Origin of the sequence: Noviherbaspirillum sp. (assembly GCF_036563305.1) — a bacterium.
Classification (GTDB): Bacteria; Pseudomonadota; Gammaproteobacteria; order Burkholderiales; family Burkholderiaceae_D; genus Noviherbaspirillum.
In genome coordinates, this window is record NZ_DATCMQ010000016.1 from 430,287 (window position 1) to 455,312 (window position 25,026).

The window sequence follows — 25,026 nt, forward strand, 5'->3', positions numbered from 1 at the left end:
ATGATGGAGTACCGTTACTGCCCGATGTGCGCCGCGCCGCTGACGGAGCGGCAGGATGCCGGCGAAGGCGGCAAGTTGCGCCTCGCCTGCCCTGATGGCCACTGGACCCACTGGGACAATCCGTTGCCCGTGCTCGCCGCGCTGGTCGAAGTCGAGGGCCGCATCCTGCTCGCCAGGAATGCGGCCTGGCCGGAGAAGACGTTTGCACTGATCACCGGCTTCATGGAGCGCGGCGAGACGCCGGAGCAGGGCGTCGCCCGCGAACTGAAGGAAGAGACCAATCTCGATGCCGACCAGGTTTCGCTGATCGGCGTCTATGAGTTCATGCGCAAGAACGAAGTGATCATCGCCTACCATGTCAAGGCATCGGGCGAGATCAGGCTGTCCGAGGAGCTGGTCGATTTCCGCCTCATTGCGCCGGAGAAGCTGCGTCCCTGGCGTGCGGGAACCGGCTATGCGATGGCCGACTGGATGCGCGCGCGCGGACTGCCGGTCGAGTTCATGGACTTTCCGTCATCCTGATCCGGCGCAGAAGTGCGCTTGCTGCATTGCACCATCCTTTTTGCAATTCAGGTAGAATTTTCCGCTCCTTCCCTCCCACCGTGAACACTGATCATGGAATTTCATAAAGAGCTGGATGCACGCGGGCTGAACTGCCCGCTGCCGATCCTGAAGGCGAAGAAAGCCCTGGCCGAAATGGTCAGCGGCGAGATCCTCCGGGTAGTGGCGACCGATCCCGGCTCGGTACGCGATTTCCAGGCTTTCGCCCGGCAAACCGGCAACGACCTGGTTGGCCAGAGCGAGAACAACCAGGAATTCACCTTCTTCATGAAGCGCAAATGAATGACGCGGCGCATGGCGCGCCGCCCGCACCCACAGTAATCTCCCTCCTCGACGGTCGCGCCCGTATCCGGGTGCCTCGGCTGTACTTCCTGGAATCCCCGCATGGCCGGACGCGCTCCAGGCACTTTGGCATTTCGTACAATTTAGTGCATACTCTCTACCAAGTAAAAGAACGGTCGTGCTAAATTCTGGCATCCCACCGGCTACTCTTTATAATCACGGTTTGGTTTACGTTAACGTCAATTGTTTTTTCTAAAGGCAAAGCTATGAAAGTTTTGGTTCCAGTCAAGCGGGTGGTGGACTACAACGTGAAGGTCCGGGTGAAGTCCGACGGCTCCGGCGTGGATATCGCCAACGTGAAGATGTCGATGAACCCCTTCGACGAGATCGCAGTGGAAGAAGCAACCCGCCTGAAGGAAGCCGGCGCGGCGACGGAAGTGGTGGCGGTGTCCTGCGGCGTGACGCAGTGCCAGGAGACCCTGCGCACCGCCATGGCGATCGGCGCGGACCGCGGCATCCTGGTCGAGACCGATGTCGAGCTGCAGCCGCTGGCCGTAGCCAAGCTGCTCAAGGCGCTGGCCGACAAGGAGCAGCCCCAGCTGATCATCCTCGGCAAGCAGGCCATTGACGACGACTGCAACCAGACCGGTCAGATGCTGGCTGCCCTGCTGGGCTGGCCGCAGGCAACCTTCGCCTCCAAGGTGACTCTGGCCGACGGCAAGGCGACCGTGACCCGCGAAGTCGATGGCGGCCTCGAGACCCTGGCCCTGCAGCTGCCGGCCGTGGTGACCACCGACCTGCGCCTGAACGAACCGCGCTACGTGACCCTGCCGAACATCATGAAGGCGAAGAAGAAGCCGCTGGAAACGGTGAAGCCGGCCGACCTCGGCGTCGACGTCACCCCGCGCCTGAAGACCCTCAAGGTTTCCGAACCGCCGAAGCGCTCCGCCGGCATCACCGTGCCGGATGCGGCCACGCTGGTGAGCAAGCTGAAGAACGAAGCCAAGGTCATCTGAGACCCCTTCACTTGCCAACGATATTCTGAACAGGACTCATCATGACCGCACTCGTCATTGCAGAACACGATAACGCTTCCCTGAAGGGTAGCACCCTCAACACCATCACCGCTGCCGCAGCCTGCGGCGCCGACGTCCACGTCCTCGTCGCCGGGCAGAACGCCGCCGGTGCAGCCGAAGCGGCGTCCAAGGTCGCCGGCGTGACCAAGGTGCTGCTCGCCGACGCCGCGCACTTCGCCGACGGCCTCGCCGAGAACGTCGCCGAGCAGGTGCTCGCCGTCGCTTCCGCCTATTCGCACATCCTGGCGCCCGCCACCGCCTTCGGCAAGAACGTGCTGCCGCGCGTGGCCGCCAAGCTGGATGTCGGCCAAATCTCCGAAATCACCAAGGTCGTGTCGCCCGATACCTTCGAGCGTCCGTTCTACGCCGGCAACGCGATCGCCACCGTGCAGTCTGCCGACCCGGTAAAGGTCATCACCGTGCGCACCACCGGTTTCGACGCCGCCGGCAGCGGCGGCAGCGCCGCGGTGGAAACCATCAGCGCGGTTGGCGATTCCGGCAAGTCCGCTTTCGTGTCGCGCGAAGTCGCCAAGTCCGACCGCCCCGAGTTGACGGCGGCGAAGGTCATCGTCTCCGGCGGCCGCGGCATGGGCTCCGGCGATGCCTTCAAGATTCTCGAGCCGCTGGCGGACAAGCTGGGCGCGGCCATGGGCGCGTCCCGCGCCGCGGTCGATGCCGGTTACGTGCCGAACGACTGGCAGGTCGGCCAGACCGGCAAGATCGTCGCGCCGCAGCTGTACATCGCGGTCGGCATCTCCGGCGCAATCCAGCACCTTGCCGGCATGAAGGATTCGAAGACCATCGTCGCCATCAACAAGGATCCCGAGGCGCCGATCTTCTCTGTGGCGGACTACGGCATCGTCGGCGACCTGTTCGAAGTGGTGCCCCAGCTGGTCAAAGAACTCGGCTGATTAAAACTATTTGATGTGCGCCGGGCAGGACTTGCCGGGTTTGTCGCGGAACTGACAGGATATTTTCCTGCTTCTTGCGACCATCCCGCAAAGCCCTGCCCGATTTCTTTCTGGAGACCTAAATGAGCTATGTCGCCCCGTTGAAGGACATGCTGTTCGTGCTGAACGAACTGGCCGGCCTGTCCGAAGTGAATGCCTTGCCCGGTTGCGAGGATGCGAGCCCGGAAACCGTCGAGGCGGTGCTGGAAGAGAACGCGAAATTCTGCAGCGAGGTGGTCGCGCCGCTGAACGTCGCAGGCGACAAGGAGCCGAGTTTCTGGAAGGACGGCACGGTCACCACGACCAGGGGCTTCAAGGAAGCATTCAAGGCGTTTGGCGAGGCAGGCTGGCAGGGCGTCCAGCACCCGGTGGATTTCGGCGGCCAGGGCCTGCCGAAGCTGGTGGCGACGCCGTGCATCGAGATGCTGAATTCCGCCAACCTGTCGTTCGCGCTGTGCCCGCTGCTGACCGACGGCGCGATCGAGGCGCTGATGACGGCCGGCACCGACGCCCAGAAGGAGACCTACCTTGCCAACCTGATTTCCGGCAAATGGACCGGCACCATGAACCTGACCGAACCGCAGGCCGGTTCGGACCTGGCGCTGGTGCGCACCCGCGCCGTGCCGCAGGGCGACGGTACCTACAAGATTTCCGGCACCAAGATCTTCATCACCTATGGCGAGCACGACATGGCGGAGAACATCGTGCACCTGGTGCTGGCCCGCACGCCCGACGCGCCGGAAGGCGTCAAGGGCATCTCGCTGTTCATCGTCCCGAAATTCCTGGTCAATGCCGACGGCACGCCCGGCGCGCGCAATGACGTGCACTGCGTCTCGATCGAGCACAAGCTCGGTATCAAGGCCAGCCCGACCGCGGTGCTGCAGTTCGGCGACCACGGCGGCGCGATCGGCACCCTGGTCGGTGAAGAAAACCGCGGGCTCGAGTACATGTTCATCATGATGAACGCCGCCCGCTTCGCGGTCGGCATGCAGGGCGTCGGCATCGCCGAGCGCGCCTACCAGCAGGCCGTGGCCTACGCGCGTGACCGATTGCAATCGCGCGACCTCGCCGGCTCGTCCGGTGCGGTTGCCATCATTCACCATCCCGATGTGCGCCGCATGCTGATGTCGATGCGCGCCCAGACCGAAGCGGCGCGCGCGCTTGCCTACGTGACGGCCGCCGCCTACGACGCCGCGCACCACCACGCGGACGACGCGGTACGCAAGGCCAACCAGGCTTTCTATGAATACATGGTGCCGGTGGTAAAGGGCTGGTCGACCGAGATGTCGATCGACGTCGCCTCGACCGGCGTCCAGGTCCATGGCGGCATGGGCTTCATCGAGGAAACCGGCGCTGCCCAGCATTACCGCGATGCGCGCATCCTGCCGATCTACGAAGGCACCACCGCGATCCAGGCCAACGACCTCGTCGGCCGCAAGACCGTGCGCGACGGCGGCGCCACCGCCAGGGCGATCCTCGCGCAGGTGCGCCGGACAGAGGAGGAGCTTTCGGCGTCCACCTCCGCCGACCTCGCTGCCATCCGCAAGCGCCTGGCCGCCGCATCCAGGGCATATGGCGACGTGGTGGACTACATGGCCGGCAACATGAAATCCGACATCAAGGGCGTGTTCGCAGGCAGCGTGCCATACCTGAAGATGGCCGGCATCGTGCTGGGCGGCTGGCAGATGGCGCGCGCCGCGATGATCGCCGAGCGCAAGCTCCAGTCCGGTGAAGGCGACGCCGCCTTCTACCGCACCAAGATCGCGACGGCGCGCTTCTTCGCCGACTACATGCTGTCGCAGGCGGACGCCTACCGCGTCGCCATCGTCGAAGGCAGTGTCGGCGTGCTGGCGATTCCCGAAGAGCAGTTTTGATTCGCCCGGCATCGCAATCCGGAAAGGCAGCCCGCGCGGCTGCCTTTTTTCATTTGGCCGGTGAACTCCCATGATGTTTTTCAATCTGCCCGGTACGGACTTTACATACGCTGGTTTCAGGTCGGGAGGCGATCATGAAACGTTTGTTGGTGACGGCGGGCTTGCTCATCGGTTTGTGCGGACCGTGGACTTCCGCGGCGGCGGTCGACGCGATTACGACCGCGGATGCAATCGCCATCCACGAGACGGTGCGCAACCAGATGGAAGCGCTGTCGAAGGATGACGCGAGCGGCGCCTTCGAGCTGGCGACGCAGGAAAAGCGGCAGATGATCGGCAACGCCGACGTCTTCCTGCGGATGATGAAGGAGGAGTACAACCCCATCTACCGCAGCCAGGTCGTGATCTTCTCAAGCCCGGAAGTGGTGGATGGCGACCCGGTGCAGGTGGTGCGGGTAACGGACGGCTACGGCAAGGTGTGGCTCGCGGTGTTCTGGATGCAGCAGGAGGAAGACGGCAGCTGGAAGATCGACGGTTGCCACCTGCTCGGCACCAGGACGGTTTCTATCTGAGGCGGCCGACGTAGGACCGGTCCACGTCGCCGCCTGCCTGTTCGGCAGGCAGGGCCGGTGCGGGCGTCGCCGGAGACGGGCCGCGCCGTGCGAGCAGCGGTTGCTTCGGCGCCGTGCGCACGAATAGCCCGTCGGCGCCGAAATAAATCTCTTCGAGCCTGGCGCATAGCTGGTGCAGGTCTTCCCCCCCGATGCTGGCCGCCGTATCCAATACATGCCTGCAATACGCCGGGTCAACCCGCATGTATTCGATATCCGTGATCCGACCGTTCTGGCGCCTCAGGAGCACATGCAGCCGGCTCATCAGTGCGAATGCCTGGCTCTCGAGCGCCGCCAGCGTGACCTGTTCCAGTGCGCTCATAGCACATGCTCCCCGTGCTGTTGGAGGTCCAGTCCTTCCTGCTCCTGTTCGGGCGTCACCCGCAGCCCGACCACCGCGTGCACCAGGCCGAGGATCAGGGCGGTCGCGACAGCGGCGTAGACGGCGGTGACCGCGACGCCGAAGGCCTGCACGCTCAGCCTGCCTGCAACGCCGCCGATATCCTTTACCGCGAAGACGCCGGTCAGCAGCGCCCCGGCGATGCCGGCGATGGCGTGCACGCCGAAGACGTCGAGCGAGTCGTCATAGCCGAGCATGGCCTTCAGGGAAGTGGCGCCCCAGTAGCACGCCAGGCCGGCCACCGCGCCGATGGCCAGCGCACCGCCGGCCGCAACGAAACCGGATGCCGGCGTGATCGCGACCAGGCCGGCGACCGCGCCTGAAACCAGGCCGAGCACCGAGGGCTTGCCGCGACGAGCCCATTCCGCGGCCATCCAGGCGAGTGCGCCTGCCGCGGCCGCCAGCTGGGTGACCAGCATCGCCATCCCGGCACGGCCGTCGGCGGCAACCGCCGAGCCGGCGTTGAAGCCGAACCAGCCTACCCAGAGCAAGGCGGCGCCGACAACGGTCAGCACCAGGTTGTGCGGCGGCATGGCTTCCTTGCCGAAACCCGCCCTCGGACCAACGATGAGCGCCGCGACCAGGCCGGAGATCCCGGCATTGATATGGACCACGGTGCCGCCTGCAAAGTCGAGCACGCCGTGCGCGGCAAGCCAGCCCCCCGGTTCCCACACCCAGTGCGCGACCGGCGCGTAGACCGCCAGCGACCACAACGAGACAAACAGCAGCAGGGCGGAAAACTTGATGCGCTCGGCGAAGGCGCCGGCGATGAGCGCGGGCGTGATGATCGCGAACGTGAGCTGGAACATCGCGAAAACGCTTTCCGGGACAGTCGGCGCCAGGTGGTGGACGGTGAGCCTGCCGGTGTCCTTGATGTACTCCATGCCTTCCAGCATCGCGCGGCCGGTACCACCCAGGTAGGGCGTGCCGGGCGTGAAAGCGATGCTGTAGCCAATCACGACCCACAGCACGCTGACGACGCATGCAGCGGCGACGCTGTGCGCCATCGTGCCCAGCGCGTTCTTCTTGCGCACCATGCCGGTATAGAACAGGGCAAGTCCCGGGATCGTCATCAGCAGCACCAGGGCGCTCGCCACCATCATCCAGGCGGTGTCGCCGGCGTTGATGGCCGAGGCCGCGACCAGCGCCGGACGGACAAGCGGTGCGGCGGCTGCGGGAGATGCGGCCGCAGGGGGCGGCGCCGCGGACGCGGGCGGCTCGACGGCCGCCTGCTGCGCCAGCGCCGGCAAGGCGCAGAACAGCATCAGGTGCAGGAGAAAACGCAGTACCGGAGCGGATAGCGGCTTCATGAGGATCCCAGGTCGTTGACGGTGTGTTCTGCTTAACGCAGTTTCCGGTGAGCACAAAACATGCCAATGGGAATCGACCAGTTACGTGCTTCATCAGCTTGCCAGCCGCACCATTGCAGGACGCCGCACCGGCCTGCTTGCGGGCTTTGCCACTTTTTTGTGGACCCTCCGATGCGGATGCACCGGAATGGCGGTCAGCCGTAGGCGCCGCCGGTGAAAAGAAGGTCGAACGTCCGGGCGAGGGCGGCGATGAGGGCGGTGGCGCCGACGCCGAAAGTCAGCACCACCAGCAGCACGACGGGCCAGCCCGAGGCGGAGCGACGGCCCGAGTCCTCGTTGTGCCGGGCATCCCACTTGTCGTCAGGGGTGAGGCCGATGATCAGCGCCTCCAGGAATCCAGCGAATACGGACAGCGGAAACAGGGCGAGATGGACCCAGGCCCAGACGTCTTTCTTGCCATGGAGGTAGAAGCGGTGTGCGCCGAGGCCGCCCAGGACGGCGGCGAGGAGGGTGGCGAGGGTCTTGTTCTTGTGCGCTGTCGTCATGGTAATGCTCGTTCTCGTGTTTCCCGGGATGCAAGATTGCCTGCCCAAGGCGACGCGTAGTGTGCCCGACAGCGCGGCCGGATGCAATGCGGGAAGCAGCGCAAAGCCTTGCGATTCTTGCCGATATGGCGGAAAGCGGGCTATAATGCTCGGCTTTTTCCGTCCTCGACACTTTTTGGAAGCAGATTATGGTCGTTATTCGTCTTACCCGTGCCGGCGCCAAGAAGCGCCCGTTCTACAACATCGTTGCCACCGATTCCCGCAGCCGCCGCGACGGCCGCTTCATCGAGCGCATCGGCTTCTACAACCCGGTTGCTGCCGGCAAGGATGAGGGCTTCCGTATTGCCCAGGACCGCCTGGCGCACTGGCAGGGCGTTGGCGCACAACTGTCGCCGACCGTTGCCCGCCTGGTCAAGCAAGCCGGCAAGGCCGCTGCCTGACCGGCAGCGTAGCAAGGAATTTTGACGCAGCACACTGCATCGGGCATGTCGGCTCCTGACGACCTGGTGCTTGTCGGGCATGTATCCGGCGCTTATGGCATCCACGGCTGGGTGCGCATCCGGCCGTATTCGAGCGATGCCGACGCCCTGTTGCACGCGAAGACCTGGTGGCTGGACAAGCCGGGTCTGCGCGATGTCGACGTGATGCAGGTTAAGGGTCACGGCGAAGACGTGGTCGCCCAGCTGATGGGCGTGGCCGACCGTAACGCCGCGGAAGCATTGCGCGGGGCGACGGTGCAGGTCCGCCGCAGCCATTTTCCCGTGCTGACCGGCGATGAATTCTATTGGATCGACCTGATCGGCCTGCAGGTGCAGAACCTGGAGGGCGAACTGCTCGGCAGTGTCGCCGACCTGATGGATAACGGCGCCCATCCGATCCTGCGCGTGCAGGCGGCAGTCTGCGCCGACGAGAAGCCGAAGGAATGGCTGATCCCGTTTGTCGACCGGTTCGTGAAGACGGTGAACCAGGCGGAAAAGAAGATCGTTGTGGATTGGGGGCTGGACTTCTAGCCGATGTGATTGGGGTGGGCAGGTATGCAATTCGATGTCATCACGCTCTTCCCCGAGATGTTCGCCGCGCTGACGCAGTCCGGTATTACCCGGCGTGCATTCGAGCAGCAGCGTTGCGGGCTGGGATTGTGGAACCCGCGCGATTTCACGACGGACAATTACCGCACCATCGATCACCGGCCGTATGGCGGTGGTCCCGGAATGGTGATGCTGGCCAAGCCGCTGGACGCCGCCATCGGCGCCGCCCGCGACCGCCAGCTGCAGCAGGGACTGCCCCGGCCGCGCGTGATCTACCTTTCGCCGCAAGGCAAGGCATTGACGCATGGCCGGGTGATGGCGCTGTCGCAGGAGCCTGGACTGGTCCTGCTGTGCGGCAGGTATGAGGCGGTCGACCAGCGTCTGCTGGACCGCAGCGTGGACGAGGAGATCAGCCTCGGGGATTTTGTGCTGTCGGGCGGGGAAATTCCGGCGATGGCGCTGATGGATGCCGTGATCAGGCAATTGCCCGGCGTGCTGAACGACGATGGCTCGGCAGTGCAGGACAGCTTCGTGAACGGCCTGCTGGATTGCCCGCACTATACGCGGCCCGAGGTGTACGAGGACGTGCCGGTGCCCGAGGTGCTGATGGGCGGGCACCACGCGGAGATCGCCAGATGGCGACGCGAGCAGGCGCTGCTGGCGACCGCGAGAAAGAGGCCCGACTTGATTGTGAAGGCGCGCGAGGCAGGATTGCTGTCGCGGACCGATGAAAAGTTTTTGAGCAGTTTGTCGTTGTAGTACCGCGCGGGAGCAGTCCCGCATGTCTTAACCCCATCCTCTACCGGGCATACAAGAGCAGCAGGCGCCGGCATGATGGTTACAGGAGCTGAAAATGGACTTGATCCAGAAACTCGAGCAGGAAGAAATCGCCCGCCTGGGCAAAAACATCCCCGACTTCGCGCCGGGTGACACCGTCGTGGTCAACGTCAACGTGGTTGAAGGCACCCGCAAGCGCGCCCAGGCCTACGAAGGCGTCGTGATCGCCCGGCGCAACCGCGGCCTGAACTCCAACTTCATCGTCCGCAAGATCTCTTCGGGCGAAGGCGTTGAGCGTACGTTCCAGCTGTATTCGCCGCTGATCGCATCGATCGAGGTGAAGCGCCGCGGCGACGTCCGCCGTGCGAAGCTGTACTACCTGCGCGAACGTTCGGGCAAGTCGGCACGCATCAAGGAAAAGCTGCCGAACCGCCGCGTTGCGACGGCCGCCGCAGCACCGGCAGCAGCAGAATAAGCAGCGCGTCCGGCGAAAGAGGGCACCCTGGTGGTGCCCTTTTTTCATTGTCCAGGCCCGCCGGAGGCAGATGCCGGATTCACGCTAGACTACGCGGTTATGTACTTCCCGCCGTCGTACAACATCAGGAACACGTCTTGTCGAAACTCAGCTTCAACCCCGAAACCCTGCCTGTCGATTCCATTGCCGGCGAGCCTGCGGTGCCGCCCGACACGCTGACGGCGAGCTGGTTGCGCGAGCGCTTTGCCAACCCTCCTGCCTGGTCCCCCGAAAATTTCGAAGAGCCGCTGGTCCGGCTGGCGGGCAGGGCGCCGACGCCGGCGGCGGTCCTGATGCCGCTGGTGCTGCGCGAGGGCGGGATGACGCTGCTGCTGACCCAGCGCACCGCGCACCTGAACGACCATGCGGGGCAGGTCAGCCTGCCAGGCGGTCGGGTCGACCGGGTGGATGCGAGCGCGGTCGAGACCGCCCTGCGCGAAACCGAGGAAGAGGTCGGGCTGCATCGGCGCCACATCGAGATCCTCGGCAGCCTGCCCGATTACTTCACAGGGACTGGATTCCAGGTAACGCCGGTCGTCGGCCTGGTGCATCCACCGTTCGACCAGCGCGCCGATCCGTTTGAAGTCGAGGAAATCTTCGAAGTCCCGCTGGCCTTCCTGCTGGACGGCGCCAACCACCAGATCCGCTCTGTCGACCTGCCGGGCGCGCATGTCAGGCGCAGCTTCTACACCATGCCCTACGGCCGCTTCTTCGTCTGGGGCGCGACCGCCGGGATGCTGCGCAACCTGTTCCACTTCCTGCGCGCCTGACCGTTCACCGGGCTGCGCCGGACGACATGCGGGCGCCCGTGCCGGCAGCCGCGGTTTGATTCTGCCGGAGGGCTGCGTTATCGTAGCGGCTGTGCAATTCCCAAGGCTGGCCGATGACCTTTCTCTCGATTCTACTTGCGCTGTTGTTCGAGCAATTCAAGCCCCTGCGGGCCGACAACCCGGTCTATGCGGCGATCAAGCAGCTGGCCGCGCGCATGGAGGCGACGTTCAACGCGGGCCAGGAGGGGCATGGCAGGATGGCGTGGTTCGTGACGATGCTGCTGCTGCTCGTGCCGACCATCCTGGTCTACTGGCTCAGCGCGAAACTCAGCCCCGTGCTTGCGCTTGCCTGGAACGTGCTGGTGGTCTACCTGACCCTCGGATTTCGCCGCTACAGCCACTACTTCACCTCGATCCAGCTCGCGCTCAACGCGGGTGACGACACCACTGCCCGCAAGCTGCTCGCCGAATGGACGCACCAGGACACGACCGGCATGAGCACCAGCGAAGTGTCGCGCATCGCCGTCGAGAAAGCCCTGGTCACCACCCACCGCAACGTGTTCGGCGTCTTCTTCTGGTTCGCCATGCCGCTCGGCCCGGCGGGGGCCATCCTGTATCGGGTGGCGGAGTTTCTGGCGCGGGCATGGAATGAGCCCGACCACCTGAAGAACGAGCCGTTCGGGCGTTTCGCCACCCGTGCCTTCTACGTGCTCGACTGGGTGCCGGCACGTCTGACGGCGATCGCCTTCGCCGTCGTCGGCAATTTCGAGGACGCCATCTACGCCTGGCGCAACTTCGCGCATCGCTGGCAGGACGAGGCGATGGGCATCATCCTCTCCGCCGGGGGCGGCGCCATGGGACTGCGGCTCGGTTCGGCGACGGAGAACGCGGCAGACTTGCCGGCGGGGGACGTCACCGCCGTCGATGCAATCGGCATGGACGCGGGCAGCACCCCGGTCGGGGAAGAGGCGACGGCGCGCGCCCTGCAAAGCACGGTGGGCCTGGTATGGCGCGCCTTGCTGCTGTGGATGCTGCTTCTGCTGCTGCTTTCCTTTGCCGTCTGGCTTGGCTGATGTCCGGTTGCGGTCGCGGCCGGGCCGTTCCTTCCTCTTCTCACGCCGAATCCCGCTGCATCGGCACAAGCGCGGCACGGCGCTGTCAAAGCCACGGCGCACCTATCCCGGACCTGTAATTTTCATAATGCGAGATGTTGTTTCGCAGCAGGTCTTCTATAAGATATAATATGCAAGAACCTTGAATACTTGCTGCCCCATGACGGCGGCAAGAAAGACATCGGCTGGCGGGACGATCGACCCGGCGGCAGATCAACGGTACAACCGCCACAGAGGTACGCCACGCACATGGCCGATTCCAGCAAAACCGACAACGTCGCGCGCGAGTTCTTCATCCAGGGGCAGACCAGCGACGGGCGCCAGTTCCGGCCAAGCGACTGGGCGGAGCGCCTGTGCGGGGTAATGGCCTGCTTTCGTCCAGCCGACGCCGGTCCCGGCTCCCATCTACGCTATTCGCCTTACGTCCGTCCGACGGTGCTCGGCGGCGTCAAATCGGTCGTGGTCAACGAAGCCCTGCGCGAAATCGAGCCCATGGCCTACCACTTCGTCATCAATTTCGCCAAGGACAACGATCTCCAGATCGTCGATGCCTGCCTGCTTCCCGATCCGCGCTCGCGGGACTGAACGGACTCACGCGGCGCGGCGCCGCTGCGGGGCCAGCCGCGCATAAAGCGCGGCTGCCGACACGCCGAAGGCGAGATGCGCCATGACCGTGGCCCAATCGCGGCTCGCCGAAAACCAGGGGAAGAGGACGGTGAAACCGTACATGTTGACGGCAAACAGCAACAGCCCGAAAACCGCTCCCGCGACCAGAGCGCGGCGTTTATGAAAGCGTATCGCCAGTGCACCTTGCGCGATGCCGTATGCGGCGGACAGCAGGAAGTGCACCGCACCCGCCGCAACCGTGATTGCGAAGTCGGGATCGACAGGGGGCGGCAGCACCTGCGGGCCGAGGACGATCGCCGCCGCCAGTCGGGTGTCGCGCAAGAGCAGCGCGGTAACGGAATAGCCCGATATCCACCAGCAAAGCATCTGCACCGGCGTGGCAATGATCCCTGCGCCTATTCCGGCGAGGATGGCCGCGCGATAGCGGATACGGGAAGGCTGTGAAGTGCTCATGCCGATGCTCCGCAGGCCAGCCGAGGTAGACGGATGTGGCACGAAGGTCGCGCAGAAGAGGGGTAATACTTTCCATATGGAAATATTTCAGCTACCCTAGCGGAATCTTCGCTGATGTATCCGCTTTCGAATGCGTCCCTTACCGGCATGATCGCCACTGCAACATTTGAAAGCCTCCAGTCCTGACGATGTTTCTGCAACGGCAGTCCAATCCGCTATCGTTCTCCGCGCTCCTGGTGCTCGGGTTCGGACTCGCTTGCAGCGTGCTCCTGTTCATCGGGGTGCGCCATCTGGAACACGACAAGGCCGACCAGGCATTCCGCGCGCTGGCGCGGACGCGCTTCCTGACCCTGCAGCAGCAACTGCAGGATACCGAACAGGTGCTGAAGGTGCTCAACCAGCTGTTCGTGACGGTCGAGCCGGTGACCCGCGTCCAGTTCCGCGAGTTCACCCGGCCATTGGTGGCGCGCCACCCGTACCTCCAGGCATTCAATTTCCACCGCTTCGTCGACGGCAGCGAGCGCGAGGCATATGAAAACGCGCTCCGGGCAGAATACCCCGGCTTCGTGTTGAAGGAGTTGCGGGAGGGTGGCACGGTTCCCGCCGTCCGCCGGGACCGGCACCTGATCGTCGAGTACATCGAACCGGAAAAAGGCAACACCGCCGCCTTCGGGCTGGACGTCTCGTCGAACCCGTCGCAGATGGAGACATTGCAGCGCGCGATCGATACCGGGCGTCCCGCGTCGACGCCGCCCCTGGCGCTGGCGCAGGGCGACGGCAAGCGCCTCGGTTTTCTTCTGTTGATGCCGGTCTACCGTCACGGCATGCCGCTGAATACCGTCTCCCAACGGCGTGCGGCGGCGATCGGCGACACCGCCGCCGTGTTCGACGCGCCTGCGCTCATCGGCAACATCCTCGCCGGCAACGGCTTGCTGGAAAACGCCGGCATCGACATTGCCGTGTATGGAGGTGCCGCCGCCACCGGGGATGCCCTGGTATTCCAGACCGGTCCAGGCGAGCGCGTCGATCGGGGCCTGCATTTCCTGCTCGACTGGCCGTGGCGACGGGCGGCGGAACGCCTGGAGCACGGATTCGAAGTCGCCGGCAGGCCGTGGCGCGTGGTTGCCACGCCGGCCGCCGGCTTCTACAGGCATGAGCACGGGCGCTCGCTCGGCGTGCTGTTCGGCGGCCTGCTGTTCACCCTGCTTGTCGCCGCTTACGTGCAGTCGCTGTGCTCCCGCACGCGGCGCGTGCACCTGCTGGTCGAACAACGCACGGCGGAACTTCGGCTCGCCAACGACATGCTCGTCAGCGATATCGTCGCCCGCAGGAAAGTCGAGGAGGCACTGCAGTTGCGTCAGCGCGCCATCGAGGCAAGTGCGAACGCGATCATCATCACCAGCGCCGAGGGGCCGCACTATCCGATCCAGTACGTCAACCCGGCTTTTGAGCGGATCACCGGATATGCGGCGGCCGACATCCTCGGGCGCAGCTGCGGCCTGCTGTGGCAAGAGGATCGGGACCAGCCGGAAGTACATGAGCTGATCCTGGCGGCCCGCGAGAAACGGGAAGCCCATGTCATCCTGCGTACCTACGCAAGGGATGGCCGGATGTTCTGGAGCGAAGCCTTCATCTCTCCGGTCCGCGATGACACTGGCGAGACCACGCATTTCGTCGCGGCGATGTATGACATCACTGCCACAAGGCGCTACCAGGCCGAGCTGGAATTCCAGGCCAACCGCGATACCCTGACTGGTCTCGCCAACCGCAGCCTGCTGCACGACCGCCTGCGGCAATCGATCGCCCATTCGCAGCGACAAGGCTGCCCGGCCTGGCTGCTGTTCCTCAACCTCGATCGCTTCAAGTTCGTCAACGACACGCTTGGCCATCGAGCCGGCGACCAGCTGCTCCGGATCGTGGCGGAAAGGTTGCAGGCGGCCGTGCGGGATGGCGATACGGTGGCGCGGGTATCCGCCGATGAGTTCATGCTGCTGCTGCCCGAGGGCGGAGAGCAACGTTCGCCTGCCATCGTGCAGCAGGTGATGGAAGCCGTCGCCCAGCCTATCGTGATCGACGGCTACCGTTTCGTGATGGGCGCGAGTGTCGGGGTTGCCGTCTGCCCGGACGATGGCCTCGAGCCCGATACGCTGATCAAGCATGCCGGCATCGCGATGTATCGTGCGAAGGAGTCCGGGCGCAACAACTTCCAGTTCTACACCCCCGCGATGAACGCGCACGCGATGGAGCGCCTGCGGATCGAGGGCGCGCTGCGGGAAGCACTGCATCGCGACGAGTTCACGCTGCATTACCAGCCGCAGGTCGACCTGGCGAGCGGGCGGGTAGTGGGAATGGAGGCGCTGATCCGCTGGCGCCACCCGGAACTCGGCATGATTGCGCCGGGACGCTTCATCCAGCTGGCCGAGGAGATGGGCCTGATCGTGCCCATCGGGAACTGGGTGCTGCGGACGGCCTGCAGGCAGAGCGTCGCATGGCAGCGGCAGGGACTGGGAGCGGTCCGGGTCGCCGTCAACCTGTCCGCCCGCCAGTTCTACCAGGATGATCTGGTGGCGACGATCCAGGATGTGTTCGCCGAAACCGGCATTGCGCCGCACCTGCTCGAACTCGAACTGACCGAGAGCATGATGATGAACGACGTCGAGCAGGCGGTCGACATGCTGCAGCGGCTCAAGCAGCTCGGCGTCCAGCTCTCCATCGACGACTTCGGCACCGGGTATTCCAGCCTTGCTTACCTGAAGCGCTTCCCGATCGACCTGCTGAAGATCGACCAGTCCTTCGTGCGCGACATCACGCTCGACCCGGACGACGCCGCCATCGTGCTGTCGGTGATCTCGCTGGCGCACAGCCTGCGGCTGCAGGTCATCGCGGAAGGTGTCGAAACCGCGGAGCAGCTTCACTACCTGCATGAGCATGGTTGCGATTACCTGCAGGGCTATTTCTTCAGCCCTCCGCTCGCCGCAGCCGAGGCGGGCCTGTTGCTGCGGAGCGGCAAGCATCTGCGACTGCCGGGCACGGCGACGCCGCGGGCCACGGCGGCAGAAGGACTTCAGTCCGCAGGTTAATATCCGGGGACCGGAACTTTCCGCGGGGGCGGAATCGAAACGGTAACCTAGACCGCGGAGGCATGCATGACTGCAAGCAGGAAGGAACGGGATACATTCGGCGAAATCGAGGTGCCGGCGGAGCGGCTGTGGGGCGCCCAGACGCAACGCTCGCTGCACCACTTCGCCATCTCCACCGAGCGTATGCCGCAGGAGCTGGTGACGGCGCTGGCCATGGTGAAACGCGCGTGCGCGGCGGTCAACCGCGCCCTCGGCACCCTGCCGGAAGCCAAGGCCGATGCGATCATCGCCGCAGCCGACGAGGTGATCGCCGGCAAGTGGCCGCAGGAGTTTCCGCTGTCGGTCTGGCAGACCGGCTCCGGCACGCAGTCGAACATGAACATGAACGAGGTGCTGGCCAACCGCGCATCGGAACTGCTTGGCGGCGTGCGCGGCCAGGAGCGGCTGGTGCATCCGAACGACGACGTCAATCTCGGCCAGTCATCCAACGACATCTTTCCCACCGCCATGCACGTGGCGGCCGCCATCGGCCTGATGAAGGAGCTGCTTCCGGCGCTGCACACGCTGCGCGCGACCCTGGACCGCAGGCGCGACGCTTTCGACGACATCGTGAAGATCGGCCGGACGCATCTGCAGGATGCGACGCCGCTGACGCTCGGCCAGGAGTTCTCCGGCTACGTTGCCCAGCTGGACCACGCGATGTCGGTGATCAAGGCGCCCATGCCGGGCATCTTCGAGCTGGCGGCAGGCGGCACCGCCGTGGGCACCGGGCTCAATACCCACCCGGAATTCGGCAAGCGGGTCGCGGCGGAGCTGGCGCACCAGACCGGCGTGCCTTTCACGAGCGCGCTCAACAAGTTCTATGCGCTGGCCGCGCACGATGCGCTGGTAGCCGGGCACGGCGGGCTGAAGACGCTTGCCGCCGCGCTGATGAAGATCGCCAACGACATTCGGTGGATGGCCTCGGGGCCGCGTTCCGGGCTCGGAGAAATTACGATCCCCGAGAACGAGCCCGGCAGCTCCATCATGCCGGGCAAGGTCAACCCGACCCAGTGCGAGGCGCTCACCATGTTGTGCTGCCAGGTCTTCGGCAACGACGTCGCGATCAATTTCGGCGGTGCATCGGGCAACTTTGAACTGAATGTCTTCAAGCCGATGATCATCCATAACTTCCTGCAAAGCGTCCGGCTGCTCGCCGACGGCATGCGCAGTTTCGACGCCCACTGCGCGCACGGCATAGAAGCCAACCGCGAGCGTATCGGCGAGCTGATGGAACGCTCGCTCATGCTCGTGACCGCGCTCGCGCCGCACATCGGTTATGACAAGGCCGCCCAGATCGCCAAGCATGCGCACAAGGAGGGCAGCACGCTGAAGCAGGCTGCGCTGGCCCTCGGGCATGTCAGCGAAGCCGACTTCGACCGCTGGGTGCAGCCGAAGGCGATGATCGGCCCGAGCGCATAGGCGGGCACAGGGTTACTCCCTGATCGATTGCGTCACCTGCTCGCGGAACCAGCGGTTGGCCGGGTCGGCGTCCACGTTCGCATGCCAGTACAGGAAGATGTCGAAGGCTGGTACGTCGAGCGGGAAGGGCAGGATCTGGTTGCCCAGCTGCCGGTTGGCGATCTGCGCGTAACGCCCGGGCATCGTGAGCAGCATGTCCGACTGGCTGACCACCCGGCAGGCCGCGTAGTAGTGCTGGCAGCGCAGCCGGATGTGCCGCTCCAGTCCGAAGCGGCTCAGCTCGAAATCCTCCAGGCCCGGCCCGCGCCGCCGCGAGCTGGCCAGGATGTGGTCCTGCCGCAGGTAAGTCTCGATGTCGATGGCGCCGTCGATCTGCGGATGGCCCTTGCGTACCACCACCACCGTCGAGTCCCGGTAGATGCGGGTGCGCATCACCTCGCTTGGCAGCGGCAGCAGCACGTCGATCGCGCCGTCCAGGGTGCCTGCCGCCAGTTCACCGACCAGTTCCCGCCGGTCCGCCTGTATCGCCGCCACGTCGACCAGCGGCGCGCGCTCGAGCACGCGGCGCAGCAGCGGCGGCAGGATGGTCGCCTCGAGCACGTCGCGCACCGCCAGGTTGAAGGTCTTCGCGGTACTCGCAGGATCGAAGCTGCTCACGCCGTTGAGGGTGACTTCCAGTCCGCGCAGCGCCCGCCGCACCGGTTCGATCATCGTGCGCGCAAGCGGGGTGGACACCATGGCATGGCCCTGCCGCACGAACAGCGGATCGTTGAAGATCTGGCGCAGCCGGCCGAGCGCGTGGCTGATCGCCGGCTGTGTCAGGTTCAGCTTCTGGCTGGCGCGCGTGACGCTGCCTTCGGTGTAGATCGCTTCGAAGACGGTGAACAGGTTGAGGTCGACCCTGGATATATGCATGGCATTGATGGAGCGGGATAATAACTATTCATTTGTTAGATTCTAGTCCCGGCGATATGCTCTTCGCAATCCGACATTTGCAGCGAAAGCATCGACATGGGACAGATCTATCTCGTCCGCCACGGGCAGGCGTCCTTCGGCAGCAGCAACTACGACCAGCTTTCCGAGCTCGGCATCCGGCAGTCGCGCCTGCTCGGCCAGTGGTTCGCCAAGACCGGGACCCGCTTCGACCGGATCCTGACCGGCGCCATGCAGCGCCACCGGCAGACCGCCGATGCCTGCATCGCGGAACTGTCGGCGGAACAGGTCGGTGCGGCGGAGTGGTTGAGCGATGCGGACTTCAACGAATACAACCATCACGAAGTGCTGGTCAGGCATCGGCCCGACTTCGCGGATCCGCGGCAGGTGAAGGCCTTCCTCGCATCGCAGCCCAATGCCAAGCATGCATTCCAGGAGATCTTCCAGGTCGCAATGGGGCGCTGGATGGAGGGAGAGTTCGACAGCGAATACGGCGAGCCCTGGCCGGTGTTCCGCCAGCGCTGCTGCGGCGCGCTGCAGCGTGTGCTCGATGGCGCGGGCAAGTCGCAGAACATCCTCGTTTTCACCTCGGGCGGCACCATCGCCACCATCTGCCAGCAGGTGCTCGGTTTGGGCGACCGGCAGGTCGCGGAGCTGAACTGGTCGCTGGTCAACGCCGCAGTCACCAAGCTGTTCTACCAGCCCGGCCGCGTCACCCTCAGCTATCTCAACAACTACGCCCACCTCGAATGGCTGGGCGAGCCCGGCACCGTCACTTATCGTTAGGACCGACATGCAACCAGAAAACCTGTTCGACCTCGGCGGCAAGGTCGCCCTCGTGACCGGCGCCAGCCGCGGCATCGGCGAATCGGTCGCGCGCACGCTCGCCGCGTACGGCGCGCATGTGATCGTCTCCAGCCGCAAGCAGGATGCCTGCGAAGTCGTCGCCGCGGCGATCTGCGACGCCGGCGGCTCGGCCGAGGCCATCGCATGCCACATCGGCGAAATGGCGCAGATCGAAGCGCTGTTCGCGGCGATCGCGGAAAAGCACGGCCGCCTCGATATCCTGGTCAACAACGCGGCCACCAATCCGTACTTCGGCCATATCCTCGAGACCGACCTGTCGTCGTTCCAGAAGACGCTGGACGTCAATATCCGCGGCTACTTCTACAGCTCGGTGCACGGCGCCAGGCTGATGGTGAAGAACGGCGGCGGCAGCATCGTCAACGTCGCCTCCGTCAACGGCGTGATCCCGGGCGATGCGCAGGGCATCTACTCGATCACCAAGGCGGCCGTGATGTCCATGACCAAGGCTTTCGCGAAGGAATGCGCGCAGTCCGGCGTACGGGTGAACGCGCTGCTGCCCGGCGCGACCGACACGAAGTTCGCCTCGGCCCTGGTGCAGAACCCCGCGGTGCTGAACAAGATGATGCCGCACGTGCCGATGCGCCGGGTGGCGCAGCCGGACGAGATGGCGGGGGCCGTGCTCTATCTCGCGTCCCCCGCCGCGAGCTACACCACGGGCGCCTGCCTGAACGTGGACGGCGGCTATCTGCTGGGCTGATTCCGTTTTGCAGTGAGCGTGGCAGGAGACGCCTGAAAAGCGCGGGCAGGGCGGCAGGTCCGCCCTGCAAACCGCCTTCGGCACCTGGCGCCCCGTCAGACAACGATGAGGAGAACGGCATGCATGCACCCAATCCCGACTTTGCCGCCAGGCTGGAAAAAGTCGTGCTGGCGATGCCCCTGGCCCGGGAAATCGGCCTGGCCTTCAGGTCGATAACAGCCGGTGCGGTGGAGCTGGAGATTCCCTATCGCGAGCAGCTGAGCTTCCGGCCCGGTCAGATGCAGGCCACCGCGATTTTCGCCGCCGCCGATTTTGCCGCCGTCGCCGCCGCCGCCACCTTGCTGCCGCCTGGCTGGGCCAACGCCACCATCGACTGCGCCTTGAAGATCATCGGCCCGGCCGACGGCGGAAAACTGGTCGCGCGCGGCAAGGTGGTCAACGCAGGCAGGCTGCTCACCGTCAGCAGCGCCGAAGTCTACTCGGTGCGGGACGGCCGCGAGGCGCTGTGCGCCACCGCGCTTGCCACCGCCCGCAATATCGAACCCCGGCAGTAACCCCTTTTTCTTCGCGCGCGTGCGCAACATCCCAGGAGTAATTGATGGACTTCGAATACAGCCCCAAGGTGCAGGAGCTGCAAAAGCGGCTCAACGCTTTCATGGACGAGCACATCTATCCGAACGAGGCGAAGTTCTATGCCGAGATCGAGGCGAACAGGGCCAAGGGCAACGCCTGGATCCCGACAGTGCTGATCGAGCAGCTCAAGGACAAGGCACGCGCCCAGGGCTTGTGGAACCTGTTCCTGCCTGAGTCCAAGCGCGGCGCCGGCCTCACCAACCTGGAGTACGCACCATTGTGCGAGATCATGGGGAGGGCGCTGTGGTCGGCTGAGGTGTTCAACTGCTCGGCGCCCGACACCGGCAACATGGAGACGCTCGAACGCTACGCGAGCGAGGAGCTGAAGCAGCAATGGCTGGTGCCGCTGCTGGAAGGGAAGATCCGCTCCTGCTTTGCGATGACAGAGCCGGCGGTCGCTTCCTCCGATGCCACCAACATCGAGGCCTCCATCGTGCGCGACGGCGACGAATATGTGATCAACGGGCGCAAGTGGTGGTCGTCCGGGGCCAATGATCCGCGCTGCAAGGTCTTCATCTTCATGGGCAAGACCAACCCCGGCGCGGACCGGCACCAGCAGCAGTCGATGATCGTCGTGCCGCGCGATACGCCGGGCGTGAAGATCCTGCGCGCGCTGCCGGTGTTCGGCTATGACGATGCGCCGCACGGACACGGCGAAGTGGTGTTCGAGAACGTGCGGGTGCCGGCTTCCAACATCCTGCTCGGCGAGGGGCGCGGCTTCGAGATTGCACAGGGCCGTCTCGGGCCGGGCCGCATCCACCACTGCATGCGGCTGATCGGGCTGGCCGAGCGGGCGCTGGAAGACATGTGCCGGCGCACGCTGCAGCGCGTCGCCTTCGGCAAGCCGGTGGCGGAGCAGACGGTGACGCTGGAACGCATCGCCAATGCGCGCATTCTGATCGACCAGGCGCGTTTCCTGGTGCTCAATGCCGCCCACATGATGGATACCGTCGGCAACAAGGTCGCCGCCAAGGAAATCGCGATGATCAAGGTGGCGGCGCCCAACATGGCGTGCCAGGTGATCGACTGGGCGATCCAGGCGCACGGCGGCGGCGGGGTGTCGAACGACTTCGGCCTGGCGTATGCTTATGCGCAGGCGCGGACCCTGCGCCTGGCGGATGGCCCGGACGAGGTCCACCGCAACCAGATCGGCAAGCTGGAACTGAAGAAATACAAGTAGCCGCACGGAGGACTGACACGACAACATCGCTGTCACGACGATGACTGAGGGGCCCTGCTGCCGCGGAAACGGCGGCCGGGCTCCTTTTTTCCTTTCGGGCCGAATAAACAGGAGACCATAGATGGATAGCATCAGCACGCAGCAACCCTGGACCAGGAATTACCCGCCCGGCGTGCGCTGGGACGCGCCGCTGGAAACGATGCCGGTCCAGCAGCTGCTGGACGAGGCTGCAACCAGGTGGCCGCAGCAGCCCGCGCTCGACTTCATGGGGAAGCGCACCCGCTACGAGGCGCTGCAGCAGATGGTCGATCGTGCCGCGCGCGGCTTCCAGGCCCTCGGCGTGAAACCGGGCATCAACGTCGGTCTCTACCTGCCCAACACGCCGCACTACGTGATCGCCTTCTTCGGCGTGCTCAAGGCAGGCGGCACGGTCGTCAACTATTCGCCGCTGGACGCCGAGAAGGTGCTCGAGCACAAGGTGGAAGACAGCAGCACCGACATCATGGTCACGCTGGACCTGAACGTGCTGTATCCGCAGATGGCGAGGCTGCTCGGCCGCAGCCGCCTGCAGAAACTGGTGGTCGGCAGCATCGCGGAAATGAGCGCCGCCCCCGACGCGGTGCGCGCGCAGATGGCACAGGCGGGCATGCTTGCCCCGGTGCCGGAGGACGGCCACCATCTGCGCTTCGCCGATCTGCTGGACAACGACGGTGCGTTCCAGCCCTATCCGGTAACGGATCTCGAGAACACCGTCGCCGTCCTGCAGTACACCGGCGGCACGACCGGCCTGCCGAAAGGCGCGATGCTCACGCACGCCAACCTCACCGCGGCATGCAGCCAGATCCGCGCCGCCGTCGGCGGCGAGACGCCGGTACTGGAGGAGGGCAGGGAACGGGTGCTGGCGGTCCTGCCGCTCTTTCATATCTATGCGCTGACGGTGAACATGCTGTTCGGCCTGAGGATGGGCGCGGAGCTGATCCTGCATACCAAGTTCGAGGTCGACGCGGTGGTGCGTGACCTGAGCGAGAAGAAGGTGACGGTATTTCCCGGCGTGCCGACGATGTACACCGCCATCATCAACTATCCAGGCATACGCGAGCACGACCTGTCGTCGCTCAAGTTCTGCAACTCCGGCGGCGCGCCGCTGCCGGTCGAGGTCAACCAGGCGTTCCAGCGTCTGACCGGCTGCTGCCTCGTCGAGGGCTGGGGCATGACCGAGACCTCGCCCACCGGCACCTTCACGCCGGTGCGCGGCATGCAGAAGGTCGGCTCCTGCGGCATGCCGACAGTGGGCGTCCACCTCAAGTTCGTCAGCGTCGACGACCCTGCCCGGGAGGTGGCGCGCGGCGAGCGCGGCGAGATGTGCATCAAGGGCCCCAACGTGATGAAGGGATACCTGAACAAGCCCGATGCCACGGCCGCCTCGATGACCGCCGACGGCTATTTCCGCACCGGCGACGTGGCATGGATGGATGAGGACGGCTTCGTGTACATCGTCGACCGCACCAAGGACATGATCCTGTGCGGCGGCTACAACGTGTACCCGCGCATCATCGAAGAGGCGATCTATGAGCATCCGTCGGTGGCCGAGGTGAGCGTGATCGGCGTGCCCGATGCTTACCGCGGGCAGTCGCCGAAGGCCTTCATCGCGCTGAAGCAGGGGGCGCCGACGCTGACCCTGGAAGAGCTCCGGGAATTCCTGAAGACCCGCCTCGGCAAGCATGAAATGGTGCAGGAGATGGAGCTGCGCGCGAGTCTGCCGAAGACGCCGGTAGGGAAGCTTTCGAAGCGCGAACTGGTCGAGGAAGAGACGCGCCGGCGCAGCACGTCCTGATCCCGGCCCGGTCCGGCAGGAGAGCCTGTGCGGTGGACGGCGGTGGCAAGCATGCTGAAGCAGGATGCTGCCCCCGTTACGGACTTCATAGCGCAATGTGCTGCGGAAGCTGGGCGAAGAGGATACGACCGATGCGGTAGAGCAGCGAAGGGCGAGCCAAAGAGGGGCGAGGCAACGAAGGGTAGTACGGAGGGGAGAACAGGCGGGACTACGGGGAGGGGGGATGTGGCGCGGAGAGAAGGCTCCGCGCCACTGGATCAACGATGGGGTGCAAGCCGTCCTGGTCCCTCATCGATCCGTCGAGGCCGGGTCATTAACGCGGGGTGCCGCGCCTGACCAGGTTCACGATTGCGAGCAGGATGACGGCACCAAGGAACGATACCAGCAGCGAAGAGATACTGAAGTCGTTCTGATTGATGGTGCCGGTGCCGAACAGCGGAGCAAGCAGCCAACCGCCGAGCAGCGCACCTACGATACCTACGACGATGTTGAGCAGCATGCCCTGGGAAGCATCCGTACGCATCACGAGGCTGGCAAGCCAGCCGAGAATACCACCAACAACAATCCAGATAATGAAGTTCATCTTTACCTCCTATGTATGTTGAAAGACTGGCTACTTCATAGACTGGCCGCCTATGATTTGGTTCATCAGTGCACCTTGTCCGCAAAGCATGGCAGGAGCTGCTGCCGCAAGAGTGCGGTCCTGTCCATGGCGTTGCGACTGCCGGTCCGCCGATGCGCCAATTCGCATGCGGCCATTCCTAGATGCCCGATCCGGGACCATGCACGCGTCCTTCATGCGGCCCTGCTATCCGGGCCTCCCGTCCTGTCCACCACGATGCCTTCGGCTTGCACGGGCAGGGGGGAGAATCCTTCTTCATCCTCGACCAGGGCGGCCGACCCCGGTCTCGATTTCGTCAACTTGCTTGCAAATGCATAGGCATCCTCCTTGTCGTCGAATGACGCGAGCGGTTCTTCATAACCCTTCTCCGAAACATCCCATCGCCCGCGCAAGCCGGGCGATACGCAAATAACGAGCGGTTCCTGCCAGTCAGGGCGCATGCCTTCGTTCTCCTGTAGTGATATCCGCTGCGGCCCGCGACCGCGTCCGCGCCGGTGCGCATGCGGTCCGCGCTGCATGGTGCGCGCGTTGTGCCGGCATTCCTGCATGTCTGTCTTCATTGCCGCTCCCGACTCGGTTGAACGTGCAGGCCGTGCGATGGCGGCCTCCGGTCGCCCCGTGGCGGGTGCAAGTCCTGTGCCTGTCCGTCCGATGCCTGCGCTGGCGCCACATTCGTTATCTTTTGTAAATGTTCCAGTTAAGCGTTGAAAACAATACATCTTGGGTAGCAGGACGCGGCTTGCTACGCATCAAACCGCCATTGGCAATGACCATGTAAAGAAGAGGCTTGAAACCCGCGCGGGGAGCAGAACGGCATGAAGGACGACGGGAC

General features: G+C 64.8%; 27 protein-coding genes. 20 read left to right on the forward strand and 7 right to left on the reverse strand.

The window, feature by feature from the left end; genetic code table 11:
* From VIM12_RS18490 to VIM12_RS18515, 6 genes are all read left to right on the forward strand, one after another.
* Positions 1 to 522, forward strand: coding sequence for an NUDIX domain-containing protein (locus VIM12_RS18490; protein ID WP_331943404.1), 522 nt, complete (start codon positions 1 to 3; stop codon positions 520 to 522).
* 93 nt (positions 523 to 615) lie between these two features.
* Positions 616 to 843, forward strand: a complete 228-nt coding sequence (locus tag VIM12_RS18495) for a sulfurtransferase TusA family protein (RefSeq protein WP_331943406.1) — start codon at positions 616 to 618, stop codon at positions 841 to 843.
* Positions 844 to 1,109: 266 nt separating this feature from the next.
* On the forward strand, positions 1,110 to 1,859 hold the full coding sequence (locus VIM12_RS18500) for an electron transfer flavoprotein subunit beta/FixA family protein (RefSeq protein WP_331943408.1): 750 nt from the start codon (positions 1,110 to 1,112) through the stop codon (positions 1,857 to 1,859).
* Between the two features lie 41 nt (positions 1,860 to 1,900).
* Complete coding sequence (locus VIM12_RS18505) at positions 1,901 to 2,830, forward strand: electron transfer flavoprotein subunit alpha/FixB family protein (protein WP_331943410.1); 930 nt, start codon at positions 1,901 to 1,903, stop codon at positions 2,828 to 2,830.
* Between the two features lie 122 nt (positions 2,831 to 2,952).
* Positions 2,953 to 4,743, forward strand: coding sequence for an acyl-CoA dehydrogenase (locus VIM12_RS18510; protein WP_331943412.1), 1,791 nt, complete (start codon positions 2,953 to 2,955; stop codon positions 4,741 to 4,743).
* A gap of 134 nt (positions 4,744 to 4,877) precedes the next feature.
* Entirely contained in the window at positions 4,878 to 5,312 is a 435-nt protein-coding gene (locus VIM12_RS18515) for a DUF4864 domain-containing protein (protein WP_331943414.1), read from the forward strand.
* On the opposite strand, the gene VIM12_RS18520 is transcribed toward VIM12_RS18515, so the two are convergent.
* From VIM12_RS18520 to VIM12_RS18530, 3 genes are all read right to left on the reverse strand, one after another.
* On the reverse strand, positions 5,305 to 5,673 hold the full coding sequence (locus VIM12_RS18520; protein ID WP_331943416.1) for a hypothetical protein: 369 nt from the start codon (positions 5,671 to 5,673) through the stop codon (positions 5,305 to 5,307). The genes VIM12_RS18515 and VIM12_RS18520 overlap by 8 nt on opposite strands.
* The gene (locus VIM12_RS18525; protein ID WP_414691806.1) at positions 5,670 to 7,061 is read right to left on the reverse strand and encodes an ammonium transporter; all 1,392 of its coding nucleotides are present in this window, start codon (positions 7,059 to 7,061) and stop codon (positions 5,670 to 5,672) included. The genes VIM12_RS18520 and VIM12_RS18525 overlap by 4 nt, the downstream gene beginning before the upstream one ends.
* Positions 7,062 to 7,255: 194 nt before the next feature.
* Positions 7,256 to 7,606 carry a TM2 domain-containing protein gene (locus VIM12_RS18530; RefSeq protein WP_331943417.1) on the reverse strand — a complete coding sequence of 117 codons (351 nt, stop codon included), beginning with the start codon at positions 7,604 to 7,606 and terminating at the stop codon, positions 7,256 to 7,258.
* Between the two features lie 188 nt (positions 7,607 to 7,794).
* Here VIM12_RS18530 and rpsP point away from each other — a divergent pair, with 188 nt between their 5' ends.
* The 7 genes from rpsP to VIM12_RS18565 all read left to right on the forward strand — a co-directional run bounded on the left by rpsP (position 7,795) and on the right by VIM12_RS18565 (position 12,392).
* Complete coding sequence (gene rpsP / locus VIM12_RS18535) at positions 7,795 to 8,046, forward strand: 30S ribosomal protein S16 (RefSeq protein WP_331943419.1); 252 nt, start codon at positions 7,795 to 7,797, stop codon at positions 8,044 to 8,046.
* Positions 8,047 to 8,091: 45 nt separating this feature from the next.
* Positions 8,092 to 8,616 (forward strand): ribosome maturation factor RimM, encoded by a 525-nt coding sequence (rimM, locus tag VIM12_RS18540; protein ID WP_331943421.1) that lies wholly within the window; start codon positions 8,092 to 8,094, stop codon positions 8,614 to 8,616.
* A gap of 24 nt (positions 8,617 to 8,640) precedes the next feature.
* Positions 8,641 to 9,393, forward strand: coding sequence for a tRNA (guanosine(37)-N1)-methyltransferase TrmD (trmD, locus tag VIM12_RS18545; protein ID WP_331943423.1), 753 nt, complete (start codon positions 8,641 to 8,643; stop codon positions 9,391 to 9,393).
* A 94-nt stretch (positions 9,394 to 9,487) separates the two neighbouring features.
* Complete coding sequence (gene rplS / locus VIM12_RS18550; protein ID WP_331943425.1) at positions 9,488 to 9,886, forward strand: 50S ribosomal protein L19; 399 nt, start codon at positions 9,488 to 9,490, stop codon at positions 9,884 to 9,886.
* A gap of 137 nt (positions 9,887 to 10,023) precedes the next feature.
* Positions 10,024 to 10,695, forward strand: a complete 672-nt coding sequence (locus tag VIM12_RS18555; RefSeq protein WP_331943427.1) for a CoA pyrophosphatase — start codon at positions 10,024 to 10,026, stop codon at positions 10,693 to 10,695.
* A gap of 113 nt (positions 10,696 to 10,808) precedes the next feature.
* Positions 10,809 to 11,768: a CobD/CbiB family protein gene (locus VIM12_RS18560; protein ID WP_331943429.1), complete on the forward strand. Its 960-nt coding sequence runs from the start codon at positions 10,809 to 10,811 to the stop codon at positions 11,766 to 11,768.
* A 288-nt stretch (positions 11,769 to 12,056) separates the two neighbouring features.
* A complete protein-coding gene (locus VIM12_RS18565) occupies positions 12,057 to 12,392 on the forward strand; it encodes a DUF3579 domain-containing protein (protein ID WP_331943431.1) in 336 nt (111 codons plus the stop codon).
* A gap of 6 nt (positions 12,393 to 12,398) precedes the next feature.
* Here VIM12_RS18565 and VIM12_RS18570 read toward each other — a convergent pair whose 3' ends face one another.
* Positions 12,399 to 12,887 (reverse strand): sodium:proline symporter, encoded by a 489-nt coding sequence (locus tag VIM12_RS18570; protein ID WP_331943433.1) that lies wholly within the window; start codon positions 12,885 to 12,887, stop codon positions 12,399 to 12,401.
* 188 nt (positions 12,888 to 13,075) lie between these two features.
* Here VIM12_RS18570 and VIM12_RS18575 point away from each other — a divergent pair, with 188 nt between their 5' ends.
* Both VIM12_RS18575 and fumC read left to right on the forward strand, forming a co-directional pair.
* Positions 13,076 to 15,967, forward strand: coding sequence for a bifunctional diguanylate cyclase/phosphodiesterase (locus tag VIM12_RS18575; RefSeq protein ID WP_331943435.1), 2,892 nt, complete (start codon positions 13,076 to 13,078; stop codon positions 15,965 to 15,967).
* Between the two features lie 66 nt (positions 15,968 to 16,033).
* The gene (gene fumC, locus VIM12_RS18580) at positions 16,034 to 17,428 is read left to right on the forward strand and encodes a class II fumarate hydratase (RefSeq protein ID WP_331943437.1); all 1,395 of its coding nucleotides are present in this window, start codon (positions 16,034 to 16,036) and stop codon (positions 17,426 to 17,428) included.
* A gap of 12 nt (positions 17,429 to 17,440) precedes the next feature.
* Here the strand turns inward: fumC and VIM12_RS18585 are convergent, their stop codons facing one another.
* The gene (locus VIM12_RS18585; protein WP_331943439.1) at positions 17,441 to 18,343 is read right to left on the reverse strand and encodes a LysR family transcriptional regulator; all 903 of its coding nucleotides are present in this window, start codon (positions 18,341 to 18,343) and stop codon (positions 17,441 to 17,443) included.
* A 96-nt stretch (positions 18,344 to 18,439) separates the two neighbouring features.
* Between VIM12_RS18585 and VIM12_RS18590 the strand changes: the two genes are divergently transcribed.
* The 5 genes from VIM12_RS18590 (at position 18,440) to VIM12_RS18610 (ending at position 23,572) form a co-directional block, all read left to right on the forward strand.
* On the forward strand, positions 18,440 to 19,147 hold the full coding sequence (locus VIM12_RS18590; protein ID WP_331943441.1) for a histidine phosphatase family protein: 708 nt from the start codon (positions 18,440 to 18,442) through the stop codon (positions 19,145 to 19,147).
* A 7-nt stretch (positions 19,148 to 19,154) separates the two neighbouring features.
* Positions 19,155 to 19,925 carry an SDR family oxidoreductase gene (locus VIM12_RS18595; RefSeq protein ID WP_331943443.1) on the forward strand — a complete coding sequence of 257 codons (771 nt, stop codon included), beginning with the start codon at positions 19,155 to 19,157 and terminating at the stop codon, positions 19,923 to 19,925.
* 119 nt (positions 19,926 to 20,044) lie between these two features.
* Complete coding sequence (locus tag VIM12_RS18600) at positions 20,045 to 20,479, forward strand: hotdog fold thioesterase (protein ID WP_331943445.1); 435 nt, start codon at positions 20,045 to 20,047, stop codon at positions 20,477 to 20,479.
* 44 nt (positions 20,480 to 20,523) lie between these two features.
* Positions 20,524 to 21,738 carry an acyl-CoA dehydrogenase family protein gene (locus VIM12_RS18605; protein WP_331943447.1) on the forward strand — a complete coding sequence of 405 codons (1,215 nt, stop codon included), beginning with the start codon at positions 20,524 to 20,526 and terminating at the stop codon, positions 21,736 to 21,738.
* A 121-nt stretch (positions 21,739 to 21,859) separates the two neighbouring features.
* A complete protein-coding gene (locus tag VIM12_RS18610) occupies positions 21,860 to 23,572 on the forward strand; it encodes a long-chain fatty acid--CoA ligase (RefSeq protein ID WP_331943449.1) in 1,713 nt (570 codons plus the stop codon).
* Between the two features lie 313 nt (positions 23,573 to 23,885).
* On the opposite strand, the gene VIM12_RS18615 is transcribed toward VIM12_RS18610, so the two are convergent.
* Positions 23,886 to 24,155, reverse strand: a complete 270-nt coding sequence (locus tag VIM12_RS18615) for a GlsB/YeaQ/YmgE family stress response membrane protein (protein ID WP_331943451.1) — start codon at positions 24,153 to 24,155, stop codon at positions 23,886 to 23,888.
* Positions 24,156 to 24,367: 212 nt separating this feature from the next.
* Positions 24,368 to 24,754 (reverse strand): hypothetical protein, encoded by a 387-nt coding sequence (locus VIM12_RS18620; protein ID WP_331943453.1) that lies wholly within the window; start codon positions 24,752 to 24,754, stop codon positions 24,368 to 24,370.
* Between the last annotated feature and the right edge of the window lie 272 nt (positions 24,755 to 25,026).

Bases quoted from the DNA above. Each gene is read 5' to 3' on its own strand.
- VIM12_RS18490 (WP_331943404.1), top strand. From the start codon at position 1: ATGATGGAGTACCGTTACTGCCCGATGTGCGCCGCGCCGCTGACGGAG.
- VIM12_RS18495 (WP_331943406.1), top strand. From the start codon at position 616: ATGGAATTTCATAAAGAGCTGGATGCACGCGGGCTGAACTGCCCGCTG.
- VIM12_RS18500 (WP_331943408.1), top strand. From the start codon at position 1,110: ATGAAAGTTTTGGTTCCAGTCAAGCGGGTGGTGGACTACAACGTGAAG.
- VIM12_RS18505 (WP_331943410.1), top strand. From the start codon at position 1,901: ATGACCGCACTCGTCATTGCAGAACACGATAACGCTTCCCTGAAGGGT.
- VIM12_RS18510 (WP_331943412.1), top strand. From the start codon at position 2,953: ATGAGCTATGTCGCCCCGTTGAAGGACATGCTGTTCGTGCTGAACGAA.
- VIM12_RS18515 (WP_331943414.1), top strand. From the start codon at position 4,878: ATGAAACGTTTGTTGGTGACGGCGGGCTTGCTCATCGGTTTGTGCGGA.
- VIM12_RS18520 (WP_331943416.1), bottom strand. From the start codon at position 5,673: ATGAGCGCACTGGAACAGGTCACGCTGGCGGCGCTCGAGAGCCAGGCA.
- VIM12_RS18525 (WP_414691806.1), bottom strand. From the start codon at position 7,061: ATGAAGCCGCTATCCGCTCCGGTACTGCGTTTTCTCCTGCACCTGATG.
- VIM12_RS18530 (WP_331943417.1), bottom strand. From the start codon at position 7,606: ATGACGACAGCGCACAAGAACAAGACCCTCGCCACCCTCCTCGCCGCC.
- rpsP (WP_331943419.1), top strand. From the start codon at position 7,795: ATGGTCGTTATTCGTCTTACCCGTGCCGGCGCCAAGAAGCGCCCGTTC.
- rimM (WP_331943421.1), top strand. From the start codon at position 8,092: ATGTCGGCTCCTGACGACCTGGTGCTTGTCGGGCATGTATCCGGCGCT.
- trmD (WP_331943423.1), top strand. From the start codon at position 8,641: ATGCAATTCGATGTCATCACGCTCTTCCCCGAGATGTTCGCCGCGCTG.
- rplS (WP_331943425.1), top strand. From the start codon at position 9,488: ATGGACTTGATCCAGAAACTCGAGCAGGAAGAAATCGCCCGCCTGGGC.
- VIM12_RS18560 (WP_331943429.1), top strand. From the start codon at position 10,809: ATGACCTTTCTCTCGATTCTACTTGCGCTGTTGTTCGAGCAATTCAAG.
- VIM12_RS18565 (WP_331943431.1), top strand. From the start codon at position 12,057: ATGGCCGATTCCAGCAAAACCGACAACGTCGCGCGCGAGTTCTTCATC.
- VIM12_RS18570 (WP_331943433.1), bottom strand. From the start codon at position 12,887: ATGAGCACTTCACAGCCTTCCCGTATCCGCTATCGCGCGGCCATCCTC.
- VIM12_RS18575 (WP_331943435.1), top strand. From the start codon at position 13,076: ATGTTTCTGCAACGGCAGTCCAATCCGCTATCGTTCTCCGCGCTCCTG.
- fumC (WP_331943437.1), top strand. From the start codon at position 16,034: ATGACTGCAAGCAGGAAGGAACGGGATACATTCGGCGAAATCGAGGTG.
- VIM12_RS18585 (WP_331943439.1), bottom strand. From the start codon at position 18,343: ATGCATATATCCAGGGTCGACCTCAACCTGTTCACCGTCTTCGAAGCG.
- VIM12_RS18590 (WP_331943441.1), top strand. From the start codon at position 18,440: ATGGGACAGATCTATCTCGTCCGCCACGGGCAGGCGTCCTTCGGCAGC.
- VIM12_RS18595 (WP_331943443.1), top strand. From the start codon at position 19,155: ATGCAACCAGAAAACCTGTTCGACCTCGGCGGCAAGGTCGCCCTCGTG.
- VIM12_RS18600 (WP_331943445.1), top strand. From the start codon at position 20,045: ATGCATGCACCCAATCCCGACTTTGCCGCCAGGCTGGAAAAAGTCGTG.
- VIM12_RS18605 (WP_331943447.1), top strand. From the start codon at position 20,524: ATGGACTTCGAATACAGCCCCAAGGTGCAGGAGCTGCAAAAGCGGCTC.
- VIM12_RS18610 (WP_331943449.1), top strand. From the start codon at position 21,860: ATGGATAGCATCAGCACGCAGCAACCCTGGACCAGGAATTACCCGCCC.
- VIM12_RS18615 (WP_331943451.1), bottom strand. From the start codon at position 24,155: ATGAACTTCATTATCTGGATTGTTGTTGGTGGTATTCTCGGCTGGCTT.
- VIM12_RS18620 (WP_331943453.1), bottom strand. From the start codon at position 24,754: ATGAAGACAGACATGCAGGAATGCCGGCACAACGCGCGCACCATGCAG.